The following is a 23,521-nucleotide window of genomic DNA, read 5'->3' as shown; positions in this document are numbered from 1 at the left end:
GGGAATCAGGGAGGGTCAGGGTTGAATCGGTGCGGATCAGAGGCCCAGCTGGCGCATCCAGCGAGCCATGGCGGGCGAGGCGCCGGCGTCGAAATGCTCGATCAGGCGCTCCCGCTCGCCGGCCGCCCGGTTCTGGCTCAGCTTGGCCTTGGCCCGGACGGACGTCAGCTCAACCCGCAGCCCGACGATGGCCGAGAGCAGCCGCTGCTGGAAATCCTCCGGCAAGCCCAGCCACTGCGGGATGTAGGCCGGATCGCGCGGCTGGATCAGGCGCTTGAGCAGGCGGTCCTTGGCCATGGGCTCATCCACGAACTGCAAGCGGCCCTCGACCTCCAGGGCCAGGTAGTTCCAGGTCGGAACGTTGAGCGGGCTGTCGTAGTGGGCGGGTGACACATAGGCGTCCGGACCAGTGAAGACCAGACGCAGCGCCTGCCCCTCAGACAGGCTGGCCAGATGCGGATTGCCGCGGGCCAGATGCCCCTCCAGCCACGACTGCCCCCCGTCCTCCACCCACACCATGGGCAGGTGAAAGGCCAGCGGCGGCGCTGCGGGGTCCTGCGCGTTGGCGGCGACCAGCAGGGCGAGAGGATGCTCCGCGACCAGCTGGCGCTGCAGTGCGGGATCGTCGAGCAGGAAATGCTTGGGGGTGTACATGCGGTGACGGGCGGTTCATGCGGCAGGGAGGCTTCAGCATAGAAGCTCAATTGGTACGATGAAAGATCCAATTCCGTGCAATGCAATGAGACCAATGCCATGACTGACCGCCACGGCATGGCCGGCAGGCCCGCCCTGCCCTTCGACATCGCCGGCATCCGCCTGGACGGCTCGGGGTCGCTGACCCGGCAGCTGGTGGAACAGCTGCGCCTGCGCATGCTGCAGGGCCGCCTTCCCGCCGGCGCGCGCATGCCCACCACGCGCGAGCTGGCGGGCGCGCTGGGCCTGTCTCGCAACACGGTGGTGCGGGCCTACGAACACCTGCTGGACGAAGGGCTGATCAAGAGCCGCGTCGGCGACGGCAGCTATGTGACGCCGCCGCTGGCACAGATGAGCCCGGCAGGCGCGGGGCCCGCTGCGCCATCGGCAGCCCCTCTGCCGCAGACACCGCGCTGGCTGGGCCTGCAGGCGTTCACGCCTTCGCGCACGCCGGCCGGCCCGGTGCGGGCCTTCCGGTGGGGCAGTCCGGCCATGGACCTGTTCCCCGCCGCGCTGTGGTCCCGCCTGCAGTCCCAGGCCTGGCGCCGCCATGACACGCGCGAGCTGGCCTATGGCGATCCAGCCGGCCTGCCCGCGCTGCGCGAGTGGCTGGCCGACTACCTGTGCAGCGCCCGCGGCCTGGCCTGCAATGCCGGGCAGATCCTGATCACGGCGGGCGCGCAGCAAGGCATCACCCTCGCCGCCATGGCCCTGCTGGGGCCGGGGGACGAGGCCGCCCTGGAGTCGCCCGGCTACCGCTCCGCCGCCGCCGCCCTGGCCCTGGCCGCCACCAAGGTGCACCCGGTCCCGGTGGACGCCGAAGGCCTGCGGCCCGGCGCGCTGGAGGCCCTGGGGCCGCGTTGCCGCCTGCTTTACGTGACGCCGTCGCACCAGTTTCCCACCGGGGTCGCCATGAGCCTGCAGCGCCGCATGGACCTGCTGGCCTGGGCGCGCCGGCAGCAGGCCTGGATCCTCGAGGACGACTACGACAGCGAGTACCGCCACGTCGGCCTGCCCCTGGCCCCGCTGTCCAGCCTGGACAGCGCCGGCCGCACGCTCTACGTGGGCAGCCTGTCCAAGCTGATGTTCCCGGGACTGCGCCTGGGCTATCTGGTGGCGCCACCCGGCTGGCTGCCGACGCTGGCGCGGCTGCGGGCCGTGCTGGACCGCCACAGTGCCTGCATGGACCAGCAGGTCATGGCCGACTTCATCGCCCAGGGCCATTTCCTGCGCCATGTGCGCCGCATGCGGCGAGCGGCCCGGGAGCGCCGCGACGCCCTGCTGGGCGCCTGGGCCCGGCACATCGAGCCTCTGGGCCTGCCCTTGCCCGCGCCCGAAGCCGGCCTGCATGCCTACCTGCCCCTGCCGGAAGCCGGGCTGGAACGCCGCCTGACCGAGGCCGCCACCGCGGCGCAGCTGGAGGTCGGCGCGATGCGGCACGTGGGCGGCCTGCCCGAGGCCTCGGCACGCGCGGGCCTGGTCCTGGGCTTTGCCGCGCTCCCACCGGCGGCCACCCGGCGCGCTGTGCAGACGCTGGCCCAGGCCTGGCGCCCCGTCCTCGGCTGAGCGCCTGCGCAAGACAGCCCATCGCGGGTTCTCCGGCAGGTCATCCCGGCAGGTCATGCCGGCATCCTGCCCTCCGATCCGCTTGCCGCTCCCTGTGGGCACTAGCACGGGCACCTCAGCCGCCAGAGGGCCCGGCAAGGCCGACGACCAGGCGCCTGGCTCCGCACCTGAGCGGCCTGCGGGGCGATGCTGGTCAAGGCAGACGTCTTGTGAGAGCATCATCCACAGCACCGCGAAGCGGGCACCCGTAAGTCTCCGGAGCGCCGGAGCAACTGCAGTTCTCGGAGGTTGCAGTGAAAGATGTACTCACCTCGGCCGCTCTGGCCCTTGTGCAGCGATCTTCGACGTCACCGGTGTCGCCTTCGGCGCCTTCGGCGTTTTCGGCGTCTTCATCGGGGTCGCCCTCTAGGTACAGCACCCGGCCCCCGCTCGAGCGCGGCCTCCAGGCCATCCGTCGGCACCTGGGCATGGAGGTCGCCTTCATCTCGGAGTTCATCGACGGGCGCCGTGTCTTCAGGCATGTGGACGCCGAGGCGGCAGAGGGGCCGGTCAAGGTCGGCGCTTCCGACCCGCTGGAAGAAAGCTATTGCCAGCGCGTCGTGGACGGCCGCCTGCCGGAGCTGATCACCGATGCCTGTCTCAACACCGAGGCGCTGAGCCTGCCTGCGACGCGGGCCCTGCCCGTGGGCGCGCACCTGAGCGTTCCCATCCGGCTGGCGGACGGCCAGCTCTACGGCACCTTCTGCTGCTTCAGCCGCTCGGCCGACCACACCCTCACGCGCAGGGACCTGGACATGATGCGGGTCTTCGCGCAGATGGCAGCCGAGGAGATCCAGGACGCCCTGGCCGCCCAGGAGGCCCGCCGCCTCGTGGAGGACAGGATCGAAGCCGTCTGCAATGCCGATGGCCTGAAGATGGTCTACCAGCCCATCGTCGATGTGCGCAACGCGCGGGTCGGCGGCTTCGAGTCGCTGGCGCGTTTTTCGCTGCAGCCGCTGCGCTCGCCCGATGTCTGGTTTGCCGAGGCGGCGCATGTGGGCCGGGCCGTCGAGATGGAGACCAAGGCCATCCGCCTGGCCCTGGAGGCACTGACACAGCTGCCGCCCGACATCTACGTGACGGTGAACACCTCACCCGAGACCATCGTCAACGGGCACTTCGCCTCGGTGCTGCAGGGATACCCGCTCGAGCGCATCGTCGTGGAGGTCACTGAACACCAGGTGGTCGAACGCTACGAGGACATCGCCGCCGTCATGCTGCCCCTGCAGTCGCAAGGCCTGCGGGTGGCGATCGACGATGCAGGCGCGGGCTATGCGAGCTTCAGGCACATCCTGAACCTGCATCCGAACATCGTGAAGATGGACTACAGCATCACCCACTGCATCGATTCCGATCGCTCGCGCCGCGCGCTGGCGGCGGCCATGCATGGCTTTGCCTCGGAAACGGGCTGCCACATCGTGGCCGAGGGCGTCGAGACGACGGCGGAGCTGGAGACCATTCGCCGCCTGGGCATTGGCCGCGCGCAGGGCTACCACCTGGGCCGGCCGATGCCGCTGGAGCAGGCGCAGAGCCTGGTGGGGCGCCGGCCTCACTGAGGCCTGCCCCGGCAGCGCGGTCGCGCTCAGGCGAAGTTCAAGCGAACTTGAGCATGGCTCAGGCGATGGCCGGGTAGTGGCCCAGGCCGTCCGGCCAGGTCGTCAGCACCTCGAAGCCGGTCTCGGTGACCAGCACCATGTGCTCCCACTGCGCCGAGAGCGAGCGGTCTTTGGTGACGACGGTCCAGCCGTCCTTCATCTCCTTCACCTCGCGGCGCCCGGCATTGATCATGGGCTCGATGGTGAAGATCATCCCCGGCTGCAGCTTGAGGCCTTCGCCCGGGCGGCCGAAGTGATTGACGTGAGGGGCGTCGTGGTAGATGTCCCCGATGCCGTGGCCGCCGTACTCGCGCACCACGCTGTAGCCATCGCGGAAGGCGATGCTCTGGATGGCATGGCCGATGTCGCCCAGCGTGGCGCCGGGCTTGACCTGGCGGATGCCGGCGCACAGGGCCTCGTAGCAGGTGTTCACGAGCCGGCGCGCATGGAGCTTGGGCTCGCCCGCGAAGAACATGCGGCTGCTGTCGCCGAACCAGCCATCCTTGATGATGGCCACGTCGATATTGACGATGTCACCGTTCTTCAGGATCTTGGACGGCGTGGGGATGCCATGGCAGACCACCTCGTTGACCGAGCTGCAGATGGTCTTGGGAAAGCCGTGGTAGCCCACGTTCGCCGGAATCACCTTGAGCTCATTGACGATGAAGTCATGGCAGATCCGGTCCAGGTCCTCGGTGCTGACGCCGGGCTTCACATGCTCGCCGATCATGGCCAGCACCTGCGCCACCAGGCCGGCAGCCTCGCGGGCCTTGGCAATCTCCTCGGCATTGCGGATCTTCACAGGCGGATTCATGACGGCAGGCTCCCCACGTGTTGGTCCACGTGCATTCTGATGTGCAATTGAACGGCCGCGGCTCGGGCCATCACGGATGGATGAAAGGCCCGAAAGCAGGCCATACCGAGGGCTTCAGGCCGCGGAGCCCATGACCGATGACTGCGGGACAGGCCCATGCAGAACAAGCGGCGGCCCATGAAAAAACCCGCCACAAGCACGCTTGGGCGGGTTTCTCAATACTGTCTGGCGGAGACGGAGGGATTCGAACCCTCGATGCAGGTTTTGCCCACATACTCCCTTAGCAGGGGAGCACCTTCGGCCACTCGGTCACGTCTCCAGCAGAGCCTCGCAGTATAGCAGTGCTTTTTCAGGCTCCGCTACAAATTCCTGATTTTTTATCAGGCGGCTTTCAGGCGGCGTCCTGGTCCAGATCAAAGGCACGGTGCAGGGCGCGCACGGCCAGCTCCATGTACTTCTCGTCGATGACGACGCTGGTCTTGATCTCGCTGGTGGAGATCATCTGGATGTTGATGCCTTCCTCGCTCAGTGAGCGGAACATCTTGGACGCCACGCCCACGTGGGAACGCATGCCGATGCCCACGATGGAGACCTTGCAGATGCGCGGATCGCCCAGCACCTTGGCCGCACCGGTGGCCGGGGCCACGGTCTTCTCCAGCAGCTCCATGGTGCGCTGGTAGTCGTTGCGGTGCACGGTGAAGCTGAAGTCGGTCTTCCCGTCGTGCGAGACGTTCTGGATGATGACGTCAATGTCGATATTGGCTTCCGCCACGGGACCGAGGATCTGGAAGGCGATGCCAGGCTTGTCAGGCACGCCCAGCAGCGTCACCTTGGCCTCGTCGCGGTTGAAGGCAATGCCCGACACGACGGCTTGTTCCATGTTTTCGTCCTCTTCAAAAGTGATCAGGGTGCCGGACTTGGCTTCCTCGTTGATGTCGATGTCCCAGGGTGTGAAGCTGGACAGCACGCGCAGCGGCACACGGTACTTGCCCGCGAATTCCACGGAGCGGATCTGCAGCACCTTGGAGCCCAGCGAAGCCATCTCGAGCATTTCCTCGAAGCTGATGCTCTTGAGGCGGCGCGCCTCGGGCACCACGCGCGGGTCGGTGGTGTAGACGCCGTCGACGTCGGTGTAGATCAGGCACTCGTCGGCCTTCATCGCGGCGGCGATGGCCACGGCCGAGGTGTCGGAACCACCACGGCCCAGGGTGGTGATGTTCTTGTGCTCGTCGATGCCCTGGAAGCCTGTGATGACCACCACCTTGCCGGCGGCCAGGTCGGCGCGCACGCGCTTGTCATCGATGCTTTCGATGCGGGCCTTGGTATAGGACGAGTCCGTGGCCACGGGCACCTGCCAGCCGGTATAGCTGACGGACTCCAGGCCTTCCGCCTGCAGCGCGATGGCCAGCAGGCCCACCGAGACCTGTTCGCCGGTGGCGGCGATCATGTCCAGCTCGCGCATCAGCGCCGGGCTGCTGCTGGCGGGCGAGAGCTCCTTGGCCAGGCCCAGCAGGCGGTTGGTCTCGCCGCTCATGGCCGAGGGCACCACCACCATCTGATGACCTGCACGCGCCCACTTGGCGACGCGCTTGGCCACGTTGCGAATACGGTCGGTCGAGCCCATCGAGGTGCCGCCGTACTTGTGAACGATCAATGCCATGGTTGTGAAATTGCGCGGAGTTGGAGGGGGGTTTCTTGCGCCGCGGTCGCAGTGGCCGATTCTACGGTTGGCCTTGGCGAAGCACGAAGCCCCGCCCGGCCAGCGGCCTGGGCTTCAGCCCCTCGTCAGGGAGCGTCCGGCCGCCAGCTCAGGCGCAGCCAGGGCCCTTCGCCCTGCCCCGCGAAACGCGCGTCCAGGCCCAGCGCAGGCGCCCACAGCAGCGGCGCCTCCAGCCCCGCTTTCCCAGGGAAATCCAGAAAGACAAGGGGCCCGCCGCGCGCCAACGCAGGGACGCCCGCGGCCTGCCAGGACTTCTTCAGGGATCGCGGCGGCGTGCCGCGCGCCCGCTGGAATTGCTCGCTGCCTTCGCGCTGACGCAAGATCACATTGCGCAATAGCGATGAGCCTACAGCTTCTGACGAAGGCTCATTCACCACATCGACCTGGAAACTCCCACGCCAGGCCGGGCAGGCATGCAGGCCGGGCCGGCTGAGGTCCATCCGGGAGGCGGCCGCTCGCGGCACCTCCTGCACCGGCGCCGACAGGACCAGCAAGGCTCCCCGGTGCTTCTGGATCACCCGGCTGCCAGCTGGCCACGACGCCCCAGCGGGCGCCTGCGGCGCTTCACCGAGCAGCCGCTCCACCAGGCTGGCCGGCGCCGGCCGCCCCAGGCGCTCGCGCAGCCAGTGCCGCAGCAGATTGCTGAGCCGCGGGCGGGTCAGCGCCGCCCAGGCCGAGAGATCCAGCCCGGCAGGCGGCTGCGTCCAGGCCTCAAGATCCTGTCCGGCAAGCTCGTCGAGCAGGTCCCCGGCCTCCTGCGCCCAGCGGGCTGATTGGGCCAGTGCGGCCTCGCCACCGGGAAAGCCGGCGTTCAGCAGGGGCCACAGCTGCAGGCGCAGGCGGTTGCGGGCAAAGCGCGGGTCGGCATTGCTCTCATCCTCCACATGCTGGAGAGCGAGGGCCTGCACATAGTGCTCGATGCGCTCCCGCGGCTGATCCAGCCAGGGACGCGCCCACACCAGACCCTCGCGCAGCTGCTGCCGGGGCATGGCGGCCTGGCCCGCGAGGCCGGCACCCCGCAGGGCCTGCAGCAGCCAGGTCTCGGCTTGATCTCGCCGGTGATGGGCCAGCAGCAGCAGGGAGGCTCCCGCCTCCTGCGCCATGGCCTGCAGCGCGGCATGGCGGCCCTCACGCGCCCAGGCCTCGACGCTGTCCCCCGGGCCCGGCGATCCAGCCAGCCGATGCCAGCGCAGCGCGACCGGCAAGCCCTCCTCCGCCCAGTCCGCCACCTGCCGCTGCAGCTGCGCCAGCCAGGCGTCCGCCTGCGGGCTCAGGCCATGGTGCACGTGCAGGCCCAGCACCCGCAAAGCAAAACCCTCATGCGCCAGGGCCTGCGCGCAGCGCGCCGTGGCATGCATGAGGGCGGTGGAGTCGCGGCCGCCGCTCCAGGCAACGGCCACGCAGGCGCCGTTGGCGCCAGGTTCGGGCTCAGCGGTTCTTGGTGTCGCTGAATCGGCCATAGGCCTGCAGGCGCTCGTAGCGGCGGTCCAGCAGCTCCTTGGGCTTGAGGTCGGAGACCTGGCGCAGGGCATCGGACAGGGCGCGCTTGAGGTTGGAGCACATCTGCTTCGGGTCACGATGGGCACCGCCGACGGGCTCGTTCACGATCTTGTCGATCAGGCCCAGGGCCTTCAGACGGTGAGCCGTGATGCCCAGGGCATCGGCCGCGTCAGGTGCGCGCTCGGAGGTCTTCCACAGGATGGAGGCGCAGCCTTCCGGCGAGATCACCGAGTAGGCCGAGAACTGCAGCATCAGCACCTGGTCGGCCACGCCGATGGCCAGAGCACCGCCGGAGCCGCCCTCACCGATCACGGTGGCGATCACGGGCACTTCCAGCTGCGCCATCTCGAAGATGTTGCGGCCGATGGCCTCGGACTGGCCACGCTCCTCGGCCCCGATGCCGGGATAGGCACCCATGGTGTCAATGAAGGTGAAGACGGGCAGGCCGAATTTCTCGGCCAGCTTCATCAGGCGCAGGGCCTTGCGATAGCCCTCGGGGCGCGGCATGCCGAAGTTGCGCAGGGTGCGCTCCTTGGCGTCGGCGCCGCGCTGGTGACCCACGACCACGCAGGGCTGGCCGTTGAAGCGGGCGATGCCGCCCACGATGGCGGCGTCGTCGGCGTAGTGGCGGTCACCGTGGAGTTCCTGGAACTCGGTGAAGACATCCTTGCAGTAGTCCAGGGTCTGCGGGCGCTGCGGATGGCGGGCCACCTGGTAGGTCTGCCAGGGCGCGACGCTGGAGTAGATGTCCTTGGTGAGCTGCTGGCTCTTCTTGGAGAGCCGGTCGATCTCTTCGGAGATGTCGACGGCGGACTCGCTCTGCACGTAGCGCAGCTCTTCGATCTTGGTTTCGAGCTCGGCAATGGGCTGCTCGAATTCGAGGAAATGTTTCTTGCTCATCAGTCGTCCTGATTTCAAAAAGCCCATCGCGCAAGCCCGGGCTGCAAGCCTGGGCGGCACCTGGGCCGGGGCTGCGGCTACCCCTTGTTGGGGGCTGGCGCAGCCGGTACGGGATGGGCTAGTACTCCACCGGTAGCGGATCGAGACTTCGCCAAATGTACCATGTGGCTACCGAACGGTAGGGTGCCCAGGCCTCCCCGACTTCCCGCGCCTCGGCTCGCGAAACAGGCTCGCCGGAGAAGTAGTTCTCGCTGATGCCCTTGAGCAGACCCAGGTCGTCCAGGGGCATGACATTGGGGCGCATCAGATGGAAGATGAGGAACATCTCGGCCGTCCAGCGGCCGATGCCACGGATGGCAACAAGCTCCTCGATGATGGCTTCGTCGTCCATCTGCGTCCATTGGCGCACATGCACGCGGCCGGCCTCGAAGTGCTCGGCCAGGTCCCGCAGGTACTCCACCTTGCGGGCGGACAGGCCGGCACCCCGCAGCGCCGTCACCTCCAGGGCCAGCACGGCGGCCGGCTGGATGCGGTGGACGGGTCCGGTCACGAGGGCCAAAAACTTGTCCCAGACCGACTGCGCCGCCTTCACCGAGATCTGCTGGCCCACGATGGAGCGCGCGAGCGTGGTGAAGGCATCAGCCTTGCTCTGCAGGCGGGCCTCGCCGAACTGCGGGATGAGCTTCTTCATCACCCGGTCACGCTTGACCAGGTGCTTGCAGGCCTCGTCCCAGTAGTCCGGGGTGACCCCGGCGGCAGACGAGCGCGCCATCAGGCCTTCATCCAGCTCGTGCCGGAGGGCGAGTCCTGGAGCACGATGCCAGCATCCAGCAAGGCCTTGCGGATGCGGTCGGCTTCAGCGAAGTCCTTGGCAGCCTTGGCCGCAGCACGGGCCTCGATCTGGGCCTGGATGGCCGCTTCGTCGAGGGTGCTGCCGGCCTGCAGGTAGGCGCGCGGCGCCTGCTGCAGCAGGCCCAGCGTGGCGGCCAGGGCCTTCAGCAGACCCGCTTCCTCGGGGGAACGGCTGCGGTTGACGCTGGAGGCCAGGTCAAAGAGCACGGCCAGGGCCGCGGGCGCATTGAAGTCCTCGTCCATGGCCGCCTTGAAGGCTGCGGCGGCCGGATGGGCCCAGTCGATGGCGCCATTGGACGCATCGACCCCGTCCAGGGCCGTGTACAGGCGGCGCAGGGCCTGGCGGGCGTCGTCCAGGGCGGCGTCGCTGTAGTTGATCGGGCTGCGGTAATGGGTGCGCAGCATGAAGAAGCGCACCGTCTCGCCGTCGTAGCTCTTGAGGACGTCCTGGATGGTGAAGAAGTTGCCCAGGGACTTGGACATCTTCTCGTTGTCGACATTCAGGAAGCCGTTGTGCATCCAGTAGCGCACGAAGGGCTTGCCCAGGGCGCCCTCGCTCTGGGCGATCTCGTTCTCATGGTGAGGGAACTGCAGGTCCAGGCCGCCGCCGTGGATGTCGAAGGTCTCGCCCAGCACGGCGCAGCTCATGGCCGAGCACTCGATGTGCCAACCGGGGCGGCCAGGGCCGTAGCGGCCATCGTACTTAGCATCGGCAGGTTCGTCGGCCTTGGCGGCCTTCCAGAGGACGAAGTCAAGCGGATCATGCTTGCCTTCATCCACGGCCACGCGCTCGCCGGCGCGCAGCTCGTCCAGGTTGCGGCGGGACAGTTTGCCGTAGCCCTCGAACTTGCGCACGGCGTAGTTCACATCGCCGTTGGCGGCCTGGTAGGCCAGGCCCTTTTCCTCCAGCAGGCCGATCATGTCCAGCATCTGGCCCACGTACTCGGTGGCGCGAGGCTCGTGCGTGGGGCGCTCGACGCCCAGGGCACCGATGTCGCGGTGCATGGCGGCGATCATTTCGTCCGTCAACTGGCGGATGGTGATGCCGCGCTCCAGTGCCCGCTTGATGATCTTGTCCTCGATGTCCGTGATGTTGCGGACATAGGTCACCCGAAAGCCCGAAGCCTTGAGCCAGCGCTGGACCACGTCGAAGGCCATCATCATGCGGGCATGGCCCACATGGCAGAGGTCGTAGATGGTCATGCCGCACACATACATGCGCACATGGCCAGGCTCGAGGGGGGCGAAGGGCTCGACCGCGCGGGTCAGGGTGTTGTAGATGCGCAGGGACATGGACTCGCAGGGCGAAAGAGTTGACGCCGGACAGGGCCTTCACCGGGAGGTGCAAGGCTGTGCAGGGCCAGCTTATAGAATCGTTCAGTATACCGATTGGGCTCCCGCCACCTCCGCCCCAACACATGAAGTCCTGCCACCCCGCCCTGCCCCGACTCCTCGCCCTCCTGATGGCCGCCGGCCTCGCCTGGAGCACCCCGGCATTGGCAGCCGGCGAGCTGGAGAAGGCCCAGCAGCAATGGCTGCAGGGCCATCAGGCCGAGGCCAAGAAGACCCTCGAGACGGCCCTGGTCGAGGACCCCAACAACGCCCGCATGCGCTTTGCCCTCGCGCTGATGCGCATGGAATCCGGCGAGACGGCGCAGGCCGAGACGCAGCTGCGACGCCTCACCGAAGATTTCCCCGACCTGGCGGATCCCTTCAACAACCTGGCGGTCATCCTGGCCGCTCGCGGTGACATCGACGCGGCCCAGGAGGCCCTCCAACGCGCGGTGAGCCTGCAGCCCGAGCATGTCCAGGCCCAGGAGAACCTGGGGGATGTGCTGCTGCAGCTGGCCGCGCGCGCCTACGCCGTCGCGGCAAAGCCGGGCCCGCAGAGCTCGGTCAATGCCGGCCTGAAGCTGCGCCGCACGCAGGAACTGCTGCGCGGTCTGAACACCCCCGCCCGCTGAGCGAGAATGCGCCGGTTGGCCGCCCATGGGCGGCCCTGGTCCTCTCCACCCTGGAAGCTCGTCAAGGGAGTCCTGCCACCATGGCCTTTGCCACCCCGCTTCGTTCCCATCCGCGCCGGCTGCTCGCCGCCTGCACCCTTCTGCTGGCCGCCGTGGGCGTCCAGGCCCAGGTCGTCAAGCTGGCCACCAGCCAGGGAGACATCCGCATCGAGCTGGATGCCGAGAAGGCGCCCAAGACCGTCGCCAACTTCCTGCAGTATGTGAAGGCCGGCCATTACAACGGCGTGATCTTTCACCGCGTGATCGACGGCTTCATGATCCAGACCGGCGGCTTCACCGAGAAGCTGGTGCAGAAGCCCACCCGCCCTGCCATCCCCCTGGAAGACAAGTCCGGCCTGAAGAACGAACGCGGCACCATTTCCATGGCCCGCGCCGCCTTCCCGGATTCAGCCACCGCGCAGTTCTTCATCAATGTGGCCGACAACAGCGGCCTGGATGCCGAGAACACCCGCGACGGCCGCGGCTACGCCGTGTTCGGGCGCGTCATCGAGGGCATGGAGGTCGTGGACAAGATCCGCGCCACGCCGGTCGCCGCCCAGGGCATGTTCCAGCACCTGCCGACCACCCCCATCTTCATCAACAAGGCCACTGTGGAGTCCAAGCCATGAGCAAGTTTGTCGAAATGACCACCAACAAGGGCGTGATCCGCCTCGAACTGGACGAGGTCAAGGCCCCCGTCACCGTTGCGAACTTCCTGAACTACGTCAACAAGGGCCATTACGACGGCACCATCTTCCACCGCGTGATCAAGCGCTTCATGATCCAGGGCGGCGGCTTCACCGCCGACATGGACCAGAAGCCTACCGATGCGCCCATCCAGAACGAAGCCAACAACGGCCTGAAGAACGCCCAGTACACCATCGCGATGGCCCGTACCAACGCGCCGCACTCGGCCTCGGCCCAGTTCTTCATCAACACCGTGAACAACGACTTCCTGGACTTCAAGTCCGAGTCGCCCTCCGGCTGGGGCTACGCCGTGTTCGGCAAGGTGGTCGCGGGCGCCGAGGTGGTGGCCGAGATCGAGAAGGTCGCCACCGGCAACAAGAACGGCCATGGCGACGTGCCCAAGGAAGCCGTGGTCATCGAGAAGGCTGTTGAAGTCCAGGGCTGACCCCCTGCCCTGCCTGGATGCCCTGCCAGGCGAGTGGATCGCCCCGCCCACGTGGCGGGCGGTCGACCTCATCTCGGACTTGCACCTGGCCGAGAACACCCCCGGCACACGCGCGGCGCTGGCTCACTACCTGAGCCACACGCCGGCCGATGCCGTCTTCCTGTTGGGCGACATCTTCGAGGTCTGGATCGGCGACGACGCCCGGCACCAGCCCTTTGAAGCCGGCCTGCTGGCGATGTTCGCGCAGGCCTCGACCCGTACCGCCCTCTTCTTCATGGCCGGCAACCGCGACTTCCTGCTGGGCGCCGCCATGGCCCGCGAAGCCGGATTCACCCGACTCGCCGACCCCTGCGTGCTGCAGGCCTTCGGTCAGCGCTACCTGCTCAGCCACGGTGACGCCTGGTGCCTGGAGGACCGCGACTATCAGGCTTTCCGCGCCCAGGTTCGCGGCCCGGCCTGGCAGCAGGCCTTCCTTGACAGGCCGCTGCAGGAGCGTCGGGACATCGCCCGCGGCCTGCGCGAACGCAGCATGGCGCAGAAGGCGGGGCATGCGGATCGCCCCGAGCTGTGGGCGGACCTGGATGCCGACAGCGTGCGCGCCGCGCTGCGCGCGCAGGCCTGCCAGATCCTGATCCACGGCCACACCCACCGCCCGGCGGCACACGCGCTGGGCGAGGGCCTGAGCCGCGAGGTCCTGAGCGACTGGGACCTGGAGGCACCGGCGCCTCGCGCCGAAGTGCTGCGCCTGGACGCCCGGGGCCTGCAGCGATGGCCCCTGGCCGCCGCCTGCACCTGAGCATGCTGCACCGACTGCTGCAGGCCTGGCAGGACAGGCGCGAGCGCCGCCAACTGGCGCGCCACGCCATTCCCGATGCCCTGTGGGCGCTCACGCTGGCGCGCTACCCCTTCATCGCCCGCCGCAGCAGCGCCGACCTCAGCACCTTGCGACGCCTCAGCTCACTGTTCCTGGCCCGTAAGGAATTCCACGGTGCGGGCGGTTTCGAGGTGAGCGACGAGGTCGCCGTGGCCGTCGCCGCGCAGGCCTGCCTGCCCGTCCTGGCCCTGGGCCTGGAGGTCTATGACGGCTTCGTGGGCATCGTGATGCACGAGTCCCAGGTCAGGGCCACGCGCGAGTTCATGGATGAGGACGGGGTGGTCCATCACTATGAGGAGGAACTGGCCGGCGAGGCCATGGAGGGCGGCCCGCTGATGCTGGCCTGGAGCGAACTCCAGCCTGACCCCGCACTGGGCGCCGGCCCGGTCTACAACGTGGTGATCCACGAGTTCGCCCATGTGCTGGACATGAGCAATGGCGCCATCGATGGCATCCCCGCCCTGCCGTCCGCAGAGGCCACTCAGGCCTGGATCGAGGTCATCGACCCCGCCTGGGAGCAGTTCTGCGAGCGTGTCGAGGCCGGCGAGGACACGCTGATCGATCCCTACGGCGTCGAGTCGGTGGACGAGTTCTTCGCTGTGGCCTCGGAGGCTTTTTTCGTGGAGGCCGTCCGCATGCGGCAGGAGCACCCGGCGCTGTATGCGCTCTTCACAAGCTACTACCGCCAGGACCCGGCAGCGGGCTGAGCCGCGCGCGTCACGCGCACCCGGGGCGCCTCCAGGCTCCGCGCCATTCATTGCCGAGACCACCCGCCCCCACGGGGGCTCCGGCGACCGGGATGGAGGTACGCGCGCTGGCACCAGACCCTCTCACCATTGCTCAGCCCTCCTCTGGACAGGCACAGGCGCGCACCTCCATCCCGGCCGCAGAGACCACGCCAGGGCCACCTGGACGTCGCGGCACATACTCCCCCACTGCCCCCTCACGGCACCCCAGACCCAGCCGGGGCCGCCCGACGGGACTAGTCAAGCGTATCCGACGTGCAGACCAGCAGACGCGCCAGGACAAAGGCCAGGTCCTCGGGCGACAGCACCGCCACCACTTCGCGCGCCGTCTCCAGGGCCTGTGCGATGTTGTGGTCGCCTGCCAGCACGCAGCGCAGATGCTGGAAGACCTCGAAGGGCAGGACGTCATAGGCATGCGCCACACGCAGCACCTGCCGGTCGATCCGCAAGGGCTGGGTGGCCGGCAAGGGGCAGGTGTCCATGGTCAGCGCTCCTGCTTCAGGCCCAGCGCCAGGGCCACGCGGTGCCCTTCGCCGTACAGGCCCTTGTTGACCCCCCGGATGACCTCCGACACCGTGCGGTACTTGAAGCCGTGCATGCGGGCGAATTCGCTGAGGGTGAGACCTTCCCGCTGAAGCGTGCGCTTGGCAGCTGCAGGCGAGGCCTGGGCGTGCAGATACCGCTTTCCACCTTCCGCACCCAGGCCATCCGTTTGTGGATCGTCCATGATGGCCAATGAAACCTTGTTGAATGGAGGTCTATGGTATTTCAACGAATAGAAATTGCTAGGCATAAACGCGAGTACATGTTTCCATCTGTGAAATCAATGGACGATGTATCCCCTCAATTGAGGAAACAATGACAGCTGGTCATCCTCGTTTGTTGATGCGACACTGCCGCAAACCATTCACCGTCAAATCACAGTGAAAAACACCGACGCCGACCAGGACTCCACAAATGTTGGCATTGGCGAACGCCTCCGCGCGGAACGCCAACGCCTGGGCTATGTGCAGGCAGACTTCGGCGCGGCCGTGGGTGTCAGCAAGACCACGCAGTTCAACTACGAGGCCGGCGACCGCATGCCGGACGCCCGCTATCTGCGCAAGGCGGCTGCCCTTGGCATGGACCTGCTGCACGTGGTCACGGGCAGCCGGGAAGACAGCAGTGCGGACCGCCCTGTCCGCATCCCTGCGCTGGAGGCCCAGGGCCGCGATGGCACGGCACCGCTCAAGGAAGATGGCGCACCCTACGAGGCCACCGGTCTGTGCTTCAGCCAGGACTGGCTCGAGGCGCGCCATCTCTCCGCGCCGCAGCTGAGCGTCGTCACGGTGCGGGGCTCGTCGATGGAAAGCGTGCTTTTCGACGGCGACCTGGTCCTGGTCGACCAGCAGGATCGCCGGCCGCGCAGCGGTTTCGTCTACGTGCTGCGCCAGGGTCAGGAGCTGCTGGTGAAGTACTGCCAGATGCTGCCCGCGGGCATCCTCCGCGTGACCAGCGCCAACCCTTCCTTTGCAGCCTATGACGTGGACCTGGCCCGCACGCCGGAGCTGGAGGTCATCGGCCGCGTCGTGGCCTCCCTGCACGAATGGTGAGGCCGGCGGCGGCCCCGGCACTGGCACCGACAGACCGGCTCGCCCAATGAAAAACGCGCCCCGAGGGGCGCGTTCTTGCCGCGGCGGAATCCCGGCGGGGCTCAGCCCGCCGTCGCCGCCTCGGCCTTGGGCGGCTTGCTGTCCGACTTCTTCCCATTGGGCAGGATGTCCAGCTGCACTTCGCCGACTGCATCCACGTCCACCGTCAGGCGGCCGCCATCGACCAGACGGCCGAAGAGCAGTTCGTCCGCCAGCGCACGACGGATGGTGTCCTGGATCAGGCGCTGCATGGGGCGCGCGCCCATGAGCGGGTCGAAGCCCTTCTTGGCCAGCTGCTTGCGCAGCGCGTCGGTGAAGGTGACCTCCACCTTCTTCTCGGCCAGCTGGCTTTCGAGTTGCAGCAGGAACTTGTCCACCACGCGCAGGATGATCTCCTCGTCCAGCGCGCGGAAGGACACGATGGCGTCCAGCCGGTTGCGGAACTCGGGCGTGAACAGGCGCTTGATGTCGGCCATCTCGTCACCCTGCTGGCGCTGGGTGGTGAAGCCGATGGTGGACTTGTTCATGATCTCGGCGCCCGCGTTCGTCGTCATGATGATGATGACGTTGCGGAAGTCGGCCTTGCGCCCGTTGTTGTCCGTCAGCGAGCCGTGGTCCATGACCTGCAGCAGCACGTTGAAGACGTCCGGATGGGCCTTCTCGATCTCGTCCAGCAGCAGCACGCTGTGCGGCTTCTTGGTGACGGCCTCGGTCAGCAGGCCGCCCTGGTCAAAGCCCACATAGCCCGGAGGCGCGCCGATCAGGCGGCTCACCGCATGACGCTCCATGTACTCGGACATGTCGAAGCGGATCAGCTCGATGCCCAGGATGTAGGCGAGCTGCTTGGCCACTTCGGTCTTGCCCACGCCGGTGGGACCCGAGAAGAGGAAGCTGCCAATGGGCTTGTCCGGCTTGCCCAGGCCGGAACGCGCCATCTTGATGGCGGCGGCCAGCGCATCGATGGCAGGGTCCTGCCCGAAGACCACGCTCTTGAGATCGCGGTCCAGGCTCTTGAGCTTGCCACGGTCATCGCTGGACACGCTGGCCGGCGGAATGCGGGCGATCTTGGCGACGATGTCCTCGACCTCGGCGCGGGTGATGGTCTTCTTCTGCTTGCTCTTGGGCAGGATGCGCTGGGCGGCACCGGCCTCGTCGATCACGTCGATGGCCTTGTCCGGCAGGTGGCGGTCATTGATGTACTTGGCCGAGAGCTCGGCCGCCGCCTGCAGGGCACCCAGCGCGTACTTCACGCTGTGGTGCTCCTCGAAGCGGGACTTCAGGCCCTTGAGGATCTCGATGGTCTGCTCCACCGAGGGCTCGGCCACATCGACCTTCTGGAAGCGGCGGGACAGCGCGGCGTCCTTCTCGAAGATGCCGCGGTACTCGCTGAAGGTGGTCGCGCCGATGCACTTCATCGCGCCGGAGCTCAGCGCGGGCTTGAGCAGGTTGCTGGCGTCCAGCGTGCCGCCCGAGGCCGCACCGGCACCGATCAGGGTGTGGATCTCGTCGATGAAGAGGATGGCGTTGGGCTGGTCCTTGAGCTGCTTGAGCACAGCTTTCAGGCGCTGCTCGAAGTCGCCGCGGTACTTGGTGCCGGCCAGCAGAGCGCCCATGTCCAGGGCGTAGACCTGGGCCTCGGCCAGCACGTCGGGCACGTCGCCCTCGGTGATGCGCCAGGCGAGGCCCTCGGCGATGGCCGTCTTGCCCACACCGGCTTCACCCACGAGCAGCGGGTTGTTCTTGCGACGGCGGCACAGGACCTGCACCACGCGCTCGACCTCGGCTTCGCGGCCGATCAGGGGATCGATCTTGCCGTCCTTGGCCTGCTGGTTGAGGTTCTGGGTGAACTGCTCCAGCGGCGAGCCCTTGCCGCCCGCGCCGGCGCCTTCGCCCTCTTCGCGTTCGGTCTCGCTGCCGCCACCCTGCCCCTCCTGACCCTTGGGAGGCTCGGGCGGCTCGCTCTTCTTGATGCCGTGGGCGATGTAGTTGACCACGTCCAGGCGCGTCACCCCCTGCTGGTGCAGGTAGTAGACGGCGTGCGAATCCTTCTCGCCGAAGATGGCGACCAGCACGTTGGCACCGGTCACCTCCTTCTTGCCGCTGCCCGTGGACTGCACGTGCATGATGGCGCGCTGGATCACGCGCTGGAAGCCCAGCGTGGGCTGGGTGTCCACCTCTTCGGTGCCACCGACCGTGGGCGTGTTGTCCTTGATGAACTGCGAGAGACTCTTGCGCAGATCGTCGATGTTGGCAGAGCACGCACGCAGCACTTCCGCGGCGGACGGGTTGTCCAGCAGCGCCTGCAGCAAGTGCTCGACGGTGATGAATTCGTGGCGCTGCTGGCGCGCCTCGACGAAGGCCATGTGCAGGCTGACTTCAAGTTCTTGGGCAATCATGCGGCCTCCATAATGCACTGCAAGGGATGGCCGGCACGCCGGGAGGCGGCCAGCACCAGTTCGACCTTGGTCGCAGCTACGTCCTTGGTGAAGACACCGCAGACGCCGCGGCCTTCGTGATGGATCTTGAGCATGATCTGGGTGGCCGTATCCAGGTCATGGCGGAAGAACTCCTGCAACACCATCACGACAAACTCCATGGGGGTGAAATCGTCGTTGAGCAGCAGCACCTGGTAGAGGCGCGGCGGCTCGGTTTTCTGGGGAACTCGTTCGAGGATGACGGTCCCGTCCGCATCGTCACGGCCCGGCACCGCGCCGGGTGGCTGGCCCGGCGGCACAGGGGGCTGGTTGGGAAGATCTGGCATGGACCGATTCTATAGAGAGCCATATGGCCACACATGGCGCTGGCTTGATCATGATTCAAGGACCCCGGCTTGAAAAAGTGATGTGCGGGGCCCTGCCCCCCATATTCGCGCCAAATGCCACGGCCGCCCCCGTTTCAGACCCTCAGCACCTCGGGGGAGGCCCCGAATTGACACGCAGGCGACAGAGCTTTGAGAATCCGCCTCGGTGCGATAGACACCGGGATGGAGAAGGAAAATGCAACAAGGAACCGTAAAGTGGTTCAACGATGCCAAGGGCTTTGGCTTCATTGAACCGGAACAAGGCGGCGAAGACGTGTTCGCCCATTTCTCGGCGATCCAGATGGAGGGTTTCCGCACCCTCAAGCAGGGCAGCAAGGTCAGCTTCGAGCTGGTCGCCGGCCCCAAGGGTCAGCTGGCCCAGAACATCACGCCCATCGGCGGAGAGGCGGCAGCCGGCTGATTCACTCGATCCAACACCTGCGCCACGCCCGGCTCGCGCCGGGCGGCAGGCCCGACACACCGAGCCGCCAGCGTCGCAGCACGGCACCCTGCCGCCTCTGAGGCAGGTTCGTCGGCCGATTTAACGGGCTGGCTCGTTGGCCGCCTAGTTGGCTTGTTCGTTGGCCTGTTCGTGGGTGATATCCGGCGGTGGAATTCGTTGGTGAGCTCATAGGTGAGCTCCTTGGCGAGCCTCGTTGGTCAATTTCTTAGACCGGCCCTCAAGCCACCACAGCGCGCCCTGGCCCCAGGAGCGCGCTAGCGGTGCTTGTCCGCCGCCCCATGCGACGCCAGGAGCGCGCCCCTGGCCGCATCAGGGACGGCCCTCGCTACCGCCCCGCTACAGGCCAGGGCCTCGCGCGTACCACCCATGAAAAAGGCACCCGAAGGTGCCTTGATGTCACATGCGGCGCGAGCGCCGCAGCCATCACATGTGGTCAATCATGACTTGACCAAAACCGGAGCACGACACTTGCGTGGCGCCGTCCAGCAGGCGGGCGAAGTCATAGGTGACCTTCTTCGACAGGATGGACTTTTCCATCGAGGAGATGATCAGGTCAGCGGCTTCCAGCCAGCCCATGTGGCGCAGCATCATTTCAGCGGACAGGATTTCGGAACCGGGGTTCACATAGTCCTTGCCGGCGTACTTGGGGGCGGTGCCATGGGTGGCTTCGAACATGGCGACGGAGTCGCTCAGGTTCGCACCCGGGGCGATGCCGATGCCGCCAACCTGCGCAGCCAGGGCGTCAGACACGTAATCGCCGTTCAGGTTCAGCGTGGCGATCACCGAGTACTCGGCGGGGCGCAGCAGGATCTGCTGCAGGAAGGCATCGGCGATGGAGTCCTTCACCACGATGTCCTTGCCGGTCTTCGGGTTCTTGAACTTGCACCACGGGCCGCCGTCGATCAACTCAGCGCCGAATTCCTTCTGTGCCAGGGCATAGGCCCAGTCACGGAAGCCGCCTTCGGTGAACTTCATGATGTTGCCCTTGTGAACGATGGTCACGCTGGGCTTGTCATTGTCGATGGCGTACTGGATGGCCTTGCGGACCAGACGCTCCGTACCTTCCTTGGAGACCGGCTTGATGCCGATGCCCGAGGTCTCGGGGAAGCGGATCTTCTTGACGCCGAACTCGTTCTGCAGGAAGGCGATCAGCTTCTTGGCCTTGTCGCTCTGGGCTTCGAATTCGATGCCGGCGTAGATGTCTTCCGAGTTCTCGCGGAAGATGACCATGTCGGTCTTGTGCGGTTCCTTCACGGGGGAAGGCACGCCCTTGAAGTAGCGCACCGGGCGCAGGCAGACGTAGAGGTCCAGCTCCTGGCGCAGGGCCACGTTCAGCGAGCGGATGCCTCCACCGACGGGGGTGGTCAGCGGGCCCTTGATGGAGACCACGTAGTCCTTCAGGACCTGCAGGGTCTCTTCGGGCAGCCAGACGTCCGGGCCGTAGACCTTGGTCGACTTCTCGCCGGCGTAGATCTCCATCCAGTGGATCTTCTTCTTGCCGCCGTAGGCCTTGGCCACGGCTGCGTCGACGACCTTGATCATCACCGGGGTGATGTCAAACCCCGTGCCGTCACCCTCGATGTAGGGAATGATCGGCTGGTCGGGCACATTCAGGGAGAAGTCGGCGTTGACCGTGATCTTCTGCCCGCCTTCGGGCACCTTGATGTGTTGGTACATGTGTAGTCGTCTCCGCTAGTCGCGAGGTTGGATGCGGCGGGGTGCCGCCATAAAGAAATCGATTCTATGCCAGCAGAGCTTTCATGGGCCTGATACGCCTTGCAGTCTGGCGTTTCAATGCGGTTTCACCCGCAGTGAGGCTGGAGGCCGCCGCGCAAGCCGGCACCGGCGCTGCACGAGGCCGCCCATCGGCCGCCCTGCGCGCAAGATGCGTGCAGATACGCCTTGTTTGATGCGCATGCCCGCATTCAGGCGCAGTAGGCCTGGATCTGCGCCCAGACCCCATGCCCCAGGGCCCAGCCAGCGCTGAGCACCAGACCGAGGCCGCCCAGGCGGGTCGCCCAGCGCATGCCGCGGCCCTCCTCCACCTGCCCCAGCCCCAGCAGCTTCCACAGGATGGCCGGCCCCAGGGCCAGGCCCAGGCCTGAGCTGACGGCGAAGGCGCCCATCACCGCGGCACCGCCAAGCGCGCCATTGGCCAGGGCGGCCAGCAGCAGGGCCGATTGCAGCAGGCCGCAGGGCCAGGCCACCCAGCCCAGCCCCGCCAGCGCGGCACGCCAGCGCGGACGCTGCGGCGCGCTCAACGCCGGACCTCCTGCCGCCAGCGCCGCCAGCGGGATGGCACCGTCGCGGCTGCCTTCGCGACCCAGGGCCGACAGCCAGGCCGGCTGCCGAGCCTTCCACAGCAGGTAGATCCCCAGCGCCAGGGCGCCCAGGTGCAGCAGCAGCCACAGGGGCCGCAGCAGGGCCACCGTCTGCCCCCAGTACGCCATCAGCGACACACTGGACGCCGCCACCGCACCGGCCGCTCCATAGCTGAGCAGGCGACCCAGCTGGAAGCCGAGATGCGCGGCCGTGCGCGGCGAGCCCTGGCTCAGTGCGGCACAGGGCGCGCCGCACATCACGGCACAGTGCGGGGTGCCGGCCAAGCCCATCAGCAGGGCTGAACCGACGAGGGCTGCTTCCATGGGGAGGACTGTAGCCTCAGATGATGCGCGAGAACTGCGCGCGGGTGCGGTCGGCCTGCAGGTAGCGGTCAAAGACCATGGCCACGGCACGCACGAAGTACCAGCCCAGCGGCGTCACCTGGATGGCCTCGGGCTCCACCACGACCAGACCCGTCTCCTGCATGGACACCAGCTGCTCCAACTCGGCACGGAAGTACTCGCGCACCTTGATCAGGTGGGCCAGCTCGATGGACTCGAACTCCACCCGCCCCTGGCACATCAGCGCCATGATCATGGCCCGGCGAACCAGATCGTCGCGGCTCAGCGCCAGACCGCGCTGGATGGGCAGCTGGCCCTGGCGGATGGCGTCGTAGTATTCGGGCAGGGTCTTGGCATTCTGGCTGTAAGTGGCACCCACGCGGCCGATGGCCGAGACGCCCAGGCCGATCAGGTCGCAGTCCGGCTGCGTGCTGTAGCCCTGGAAATTGCGGTGCAGGCGGCCCTGGCGCTTGGCCACGGCCAGCGAGTCATTGGGCAGCGCGAAGTGGTCCATGCCGATGTAGGCGTAGCCATGGCCCACGAAACCGCTCAGGGCAGTGGACAGCATGGTCAGCTTGGACGCGGCCACCGGCAGCTGGCTGGCGTCGATGCGGCGCTGCGGCTTGAAGCGCGTGGGCAGGTGAGCGTAGCCGTACAGCGCGATGCGGTCCGGACGCAGCGTCGCGACCTGCTGGATGGTGCGCAGAAAGCTCTCCGGCGTCTGCTGCGGCAGCCCGTAGATCAGGTCCACGTTGGTCGACTCGAAACCCAAGGCGCGGGCCTGCTGCATCAGGCTCTCGACCATCTCGTAGCTCTGCACGCGATGAACGGCCTTCTGCACTTCCGGGTCGAAGTCCTGGACGCCGAAGCTCAGGCGGTTGAAGCCCAGCTGGCGCAGGTGCTTCAGGCGGGCCTCGGTGACGGTGCGCGGATCGACCTCGATGGACACCTCGGCGCCTGGCGCAAGCTTGAAGCGCTGCTTGATGGCGTCCATCAGCCCGGTGAGCTCGTCGTCGTTGAGGAAGGTCGGGGAGCCGCCGCCGAAATGCAGCTGAGAAATGGACTGCGGCCGGCGCAGCTCGGCCACTGTCAGGTCCATTTCCTGGACCAGCACCTCCAGGTACTCCGCCGCGCGCTCATGGTGCTTGGTGATGACCTTGTTGCAGGCGCAGTAGTAGCAGACCGACTCGCAGAAGGGGATGTGGATATACAGGGAAAGGGGCGCGCCCCCGCCCACCACACCGCCGTCGGCCCGCTGGTTCAGGGCCTGCTTGTACTGCTCGACAGAGAAGGCCTCGACGAATCGGTCGGCCGTCGGGTAGGACGTGTAGCGCGGACCGGACACATCGAAGCGGCGCAACACATCCTCGGTGATGCCCGGCAGGGCGGCAGTATTGATGGTTTCCATGCCGCCACTGTGCCAAGCCTGCACAAGCACTGATTGACCTGTGTCAAGCTTGATCAACTGACGCGGGTAAACAATGGCTACAGCCTTGAGGAGCGTCAGGGCAGTCCTTTGCCCTGAAGCAG

General features: G+C 67.1%; 23 protein-coding genes and 1 tRNA gene. 9 read left to right on the top strand and 15 right to left on the bottom strand.

Going from position 1 to position 23,521, the window contains the following annotated elements; all coding sequences use genetic code 11:
* Positions 1–36: 36 nt before the first annotated feature.
* The gene (locus O9Y01_RS19700) at positions 37–654 is read right to left on the bottom strand and encodes an FMN-binding negative transcriptional regulator (RefSeq protein WP_269633324.1); all 618 of its coding nucleotides are present in this window, start codon (positions 652–654) and stop codon (positions 37–39) included.
* Between the two features lie 99 nt (positions 655–753).
* Here O9Y01_RS19700 and pdxR point away from each other — a divergent pair, with 99 nt between their 5' ends.
* Both pdxR and O9Y01_RS19690 read left to right on the top strand, forming a co-directional pair.
* A complete protein-coding gene (gene pdxR / locus O9Y01_RS19695; protein ID WP_269633323.1) occupies positions 754–2,259 on the top strand; it encodes a MocR-like pyridoxine biosynthesis transcription factor PdxR in 1,506 nt (501 codons plus the stop codon).
* Between the two features lie 293 nt (positions 2,260–2,552).
* On the top strand, positions 2,553–3,854 hold the full coding sequence (locus tag O9Y01_RS19690) for a sensor domain-containing phosphodiesterase (protein WP_332108762.1): 1,302 nt from the start codon (positions 2,553–2,555) through the stop codon (positions 3,852–3,854).
* A gap of 58 nt (positions 3,855–3,912) precedes the next feature.
* Here the strand turns inward: O9Y01_RS19690 and map are convergent, their stop codons facing one another.
* The 7 genes from map to cysS form a co-directional block, all read right to left on the bottom strand.
* The gene (gene map / locus O9Y01_RS19685; RefSeq protein ID WP_269633321.1) at positions 3,913–4,707 is read right to left on the bottom strand and encodes a type I methionyl aminopeptidase; all 795 of its coding nucleotides are present in this window, start codon (positions 4,705–4,707) and stop codon (positions 3,913–3,915) included.
* 226 nt (positions 4,708–4,933) lie between these two features.
* Positions 4,934–5,026 (bottom strand) — tRNA-Ser (locus O9Y01_RS19680).
* A 72-nt stretch (positions 5,027–5,098) separates the two neighbouring features.
* Positions 5,099–6,367, bottom strand: coding sequence for an aspartate kinase (locus tag O9Y01_RS19675; RefSeq protein ID WP_269633320.1), 1,269 nt, complete (start codon positions 6,365–6,367; stop codon positions 5,099–5,101).
* Positions 6,368–6,492: 125 nt separating this feature from the next.
* A complete protein-coding gene (gene tilS / locus O9Y01_RS19670; protein WP_269633319.1) occupies positions 6,493–7,827 on the bottom strand; it encodes a tRNA lysidine(34) synthetase TilS in 1,335 nt (444 codons plus the stop codon).
* A gap of 28 nt (positions 7,828–7,855) precedes the next feature.
* Complete coding sequence (locus O9Y01_RS19665) at positions 7,856–8,827, bottom strand: acetyl-CoA carboxylase carboxyltransferase subunit alpha (protein ID WP_269633318.1); 972 nt, start codon at positions 8,825–8,827, stop codon at positions 7,856–7,858.
* A gap of 118 nt (positions 8,828–8,945) precedes the next feature.
* Complete coding sequence (locus O9Y01_RS19660; protein WP_269633317.1) at positions 8,946–9,599, bottom strand: DNA-3-methyladenine glycosylase family protein; 654 nt, start codon at positions 9,597–9,599, stop codon at positions 8,946–8,948.
* Positions 9,599–10,972, bottom strand: a complete 1,374-nt coding sequence (cysS, locus tag O9Y01_RS19655) for a cysteine--tRNA ligase (protein WP_269633316.1) — start codon at positions 10,970–10,972, stop codon at positions 9,599–9,601. The genes O9Y01_RS19660 and cysS overlap by 1 nt, the downstream gene beginning before the upstream one ends.
* A 125-nt stretch (positions 10,973–11,097) precedes the next feature.
* Here cysS and O9Y01_RS19650 point away from each other — a divergent pair, with 125 nt between their 5' ends.
* From O9Y01_RS19650 to O9Y01_RS19630, 5 genes are all read left to right on the top strand, one after another.
* The gene (locus tag O9Y01_RS19650) at positions 11,098–11,643 is read left to right on the top strand and encodes a tetratricopeptide repeat protein (protein ID WP_269633315.1); all 546 of its coding nucleotides are present in this window, start codon (positions 11,098–11,100) and stop codon (positions 11,641–11,643) included.
* A gap of 80 nt (positions 11,644–11,723) precedes the next feature.
* Positions 11,724–12,311 carry a peptidylprolyl isomerase gene (locus O9Y01_RS19645; RefSeq protein WP_269633314.1) on the top strand — a complete coding sequence of 196 codons (588 nt, stop codon included), beginning with the start codon at positions 11,724–11,726 and terminating at the stop codon, positions 12,309–12,311.
* Positions 12,308–12,814: a peptidylprolyl isomerase gene (locus O9Y01_RS19640; protein ID WP_269633313.1), complete on the top strand. Its 507-nt coding sequence runs from the start codon at positions 12,308–12,310 to the stop codon at positions 12,812–12,814. Before O9Y01_RS19645 ends, O9Y01_RS19640 begins: the two co-directional genes overlap by 4 nt.
* The gene (locus O9Y01_RS19635; RefSeq protein ID WP_442952781.1) at positions 12,795–13,610 is read left to right on the top strand and encodes a UDP-2,3-diacylglucosamine diphosphatase; all 816 of its coding nucleotides are present in this window, start codon (positions 12,795–12,797) and stop codon (positions 13,608–13,610) included. The genes O9Y01_RS19640 and O9Y01_RS19635 overlap by 20 nt, the downstream gene beginning before the upstream one ends.
* A gap of 2 nt (positions 13,611–13,612) precedes the next feature.
* A complete protein-coding gene (locus O9Y01_RS19630) occupies positions 13,613–14,395 on the top strand; it encodes a zinc-dependent peptidase (RefSeq protein ID WP_269633311.1) in 783 nt (260 codons plus the stop codon).
* Positions 14,396–14,670: 275 nt separating this feature from the next.
* Here the strand turns inward: O9Y01_RS19630 and O9Y01_RS19625 are convergent, their stop codons facing one another.
* Both O9Y01_RS19625 and O9Y01_RS19620 read right to left on the bottom strand, forming a co-directional pair.
* A complete protein-coding gene (locus tag O9Y01_RS19625) occupies positions 14,671–14,916 on the bottom strand; it encodes a hypothetical protein (protein ID WP_269633310.1) in 246 nt (81 codons plus the stop codon).
* A 2-nt stretch (positions 14,917–14,918) separates the two neighbouring features.
* Positions 14,919–15,161, bottom strand: coding sequence for a DNA-binding protein (locus O9Y01_RS19620; RefSeq protein ID WP_332108761.1), 243 nt, complete (start codon positions 15,159–15,161; stop codon positions 14,919–14,921).
* A 196-nt stretch (positions 15,162–15,357) separates the two neighbouring features.
* Here O9Y01_RS19620 and O9Y01_RS19615 point away from each other — a divergent pair, with 196 nt between their 5' ends.
* The gene (locus O9Y01_RS19615) at positions 15,358–16,026 is read left to right on the top strand and encodes an XRE family transcriptional regulator (RefSeq protein ID WP_269633308.1); all 669 of its coding nucleotides are present in this window, start codon (positions 15,358–15,360) and stop codon (positions 16,024–16,026) included.
* A gap of 101 nt (positions 16,027–16,127) precedes the next feature.
* On the opposite strand, the gene clpA is transcribed toward O9Y01_RS19615, so the two are convergent.
* Complete coding sequence (gene clpA, locus O9Y01_RS19610; RefSeq protein WP_269633307.1) at positions 16,128–18,461, bottom strand: ATP-dependent Clp protease ATP-binding subunit ClpA; 2,334 nt, start codon at positions 18,459–18,461, stop codon at positions 16,128–16,130.
* A complete protein-coding gene (clpS, locus tag O9Y01_RS19605; RefSeq protein WP_269633306.1) occupies positions 18,458–18,826 on the bottom strand; it encodes an ATP-dependent Clp protease adapter ClpS in 369 nt (122 codons plus the stop codon). Before clpS ends, clpA begins: the two co-directional genes overlap by 4 nt.
* 235 nt (positions 18,827–19,061) lie before the next feature.
* Between clpS and O9Y01_RS19600 the strand changes: the two genes are divergently transcribed.
* Entirely contained in the window at positions 19,062–19,286 is a 225-nt protein-coding gene (locus O9Y01_RS19600; protein WP_183104138.1) for a cold-shock protein, read from the top strand.
* 465 nt (positions 19,287–19,751) lie between these two features.
* Here the strand turns inward: O9Y01_RS19600 and icd are convergent, their stop codons facing one another.
* From icd to hemN, 3 genes are all read right to left on the bottom strand, one after another.
* Positions 19,752–21,005 carry an NADP-dependent isocitrate dehydrogenase gene (gene icd / locus O9Y01_RS19595; RefSeq protein WP_269633305.1) on the bottom strand — a complete coding sequence of 418 codons (1,254 nt, stop codon included), beginning with the start codon at positions 21,003–21,005 and terminating at the stop codon, positions 19,752–19,754.
* A gap of 248 nt (positions 21,006–21,253) precedes the next feature.
* Positions 21,254–21,973, bottom strand: a complete 720-nt coding sequence (locus O9Y01_RS19590; RefSeq protein WP_269633304.1) for a sulfite exporter TauE/SafE family protein — start codon at positions 21,971–21,973, stop codon at positions 21,254–21,256.
* A gap of 16 nt (positions 21,974–21,989) precedes the next feature.
* The gene (gene hemN / locus O9Y01_RS19585) at positions 21,990–23,399 is read right to left on the bottom strand and encodes an oxygen-independent coproporphyrinogen III oxidase (RefSeq protein ID WP_269633303.1); all 1,410 of its coding nucleotides are present in this window, start codon (positions 23,397–23,399) and stop codon (positions 21,990–21,992) included.
* Between the last annotated feature and the right edge of the window lie 122 nt (positions 23,400–23,521).

The sequence above is a fragment of the Pelomonas sp. BJYL3 genome, assembly GCF_027257975.1.
Taxonomy (GTDB): Bacteria; Pseudomonadota; Gammaproteobacteria; order Burkholderiales; family Burkholderiaceae_C; genus Roseateles_B; species Roseateles_B flavus.
This window is presented reverse-complemented; position numbering and strand designations above follow the sequence as displayed.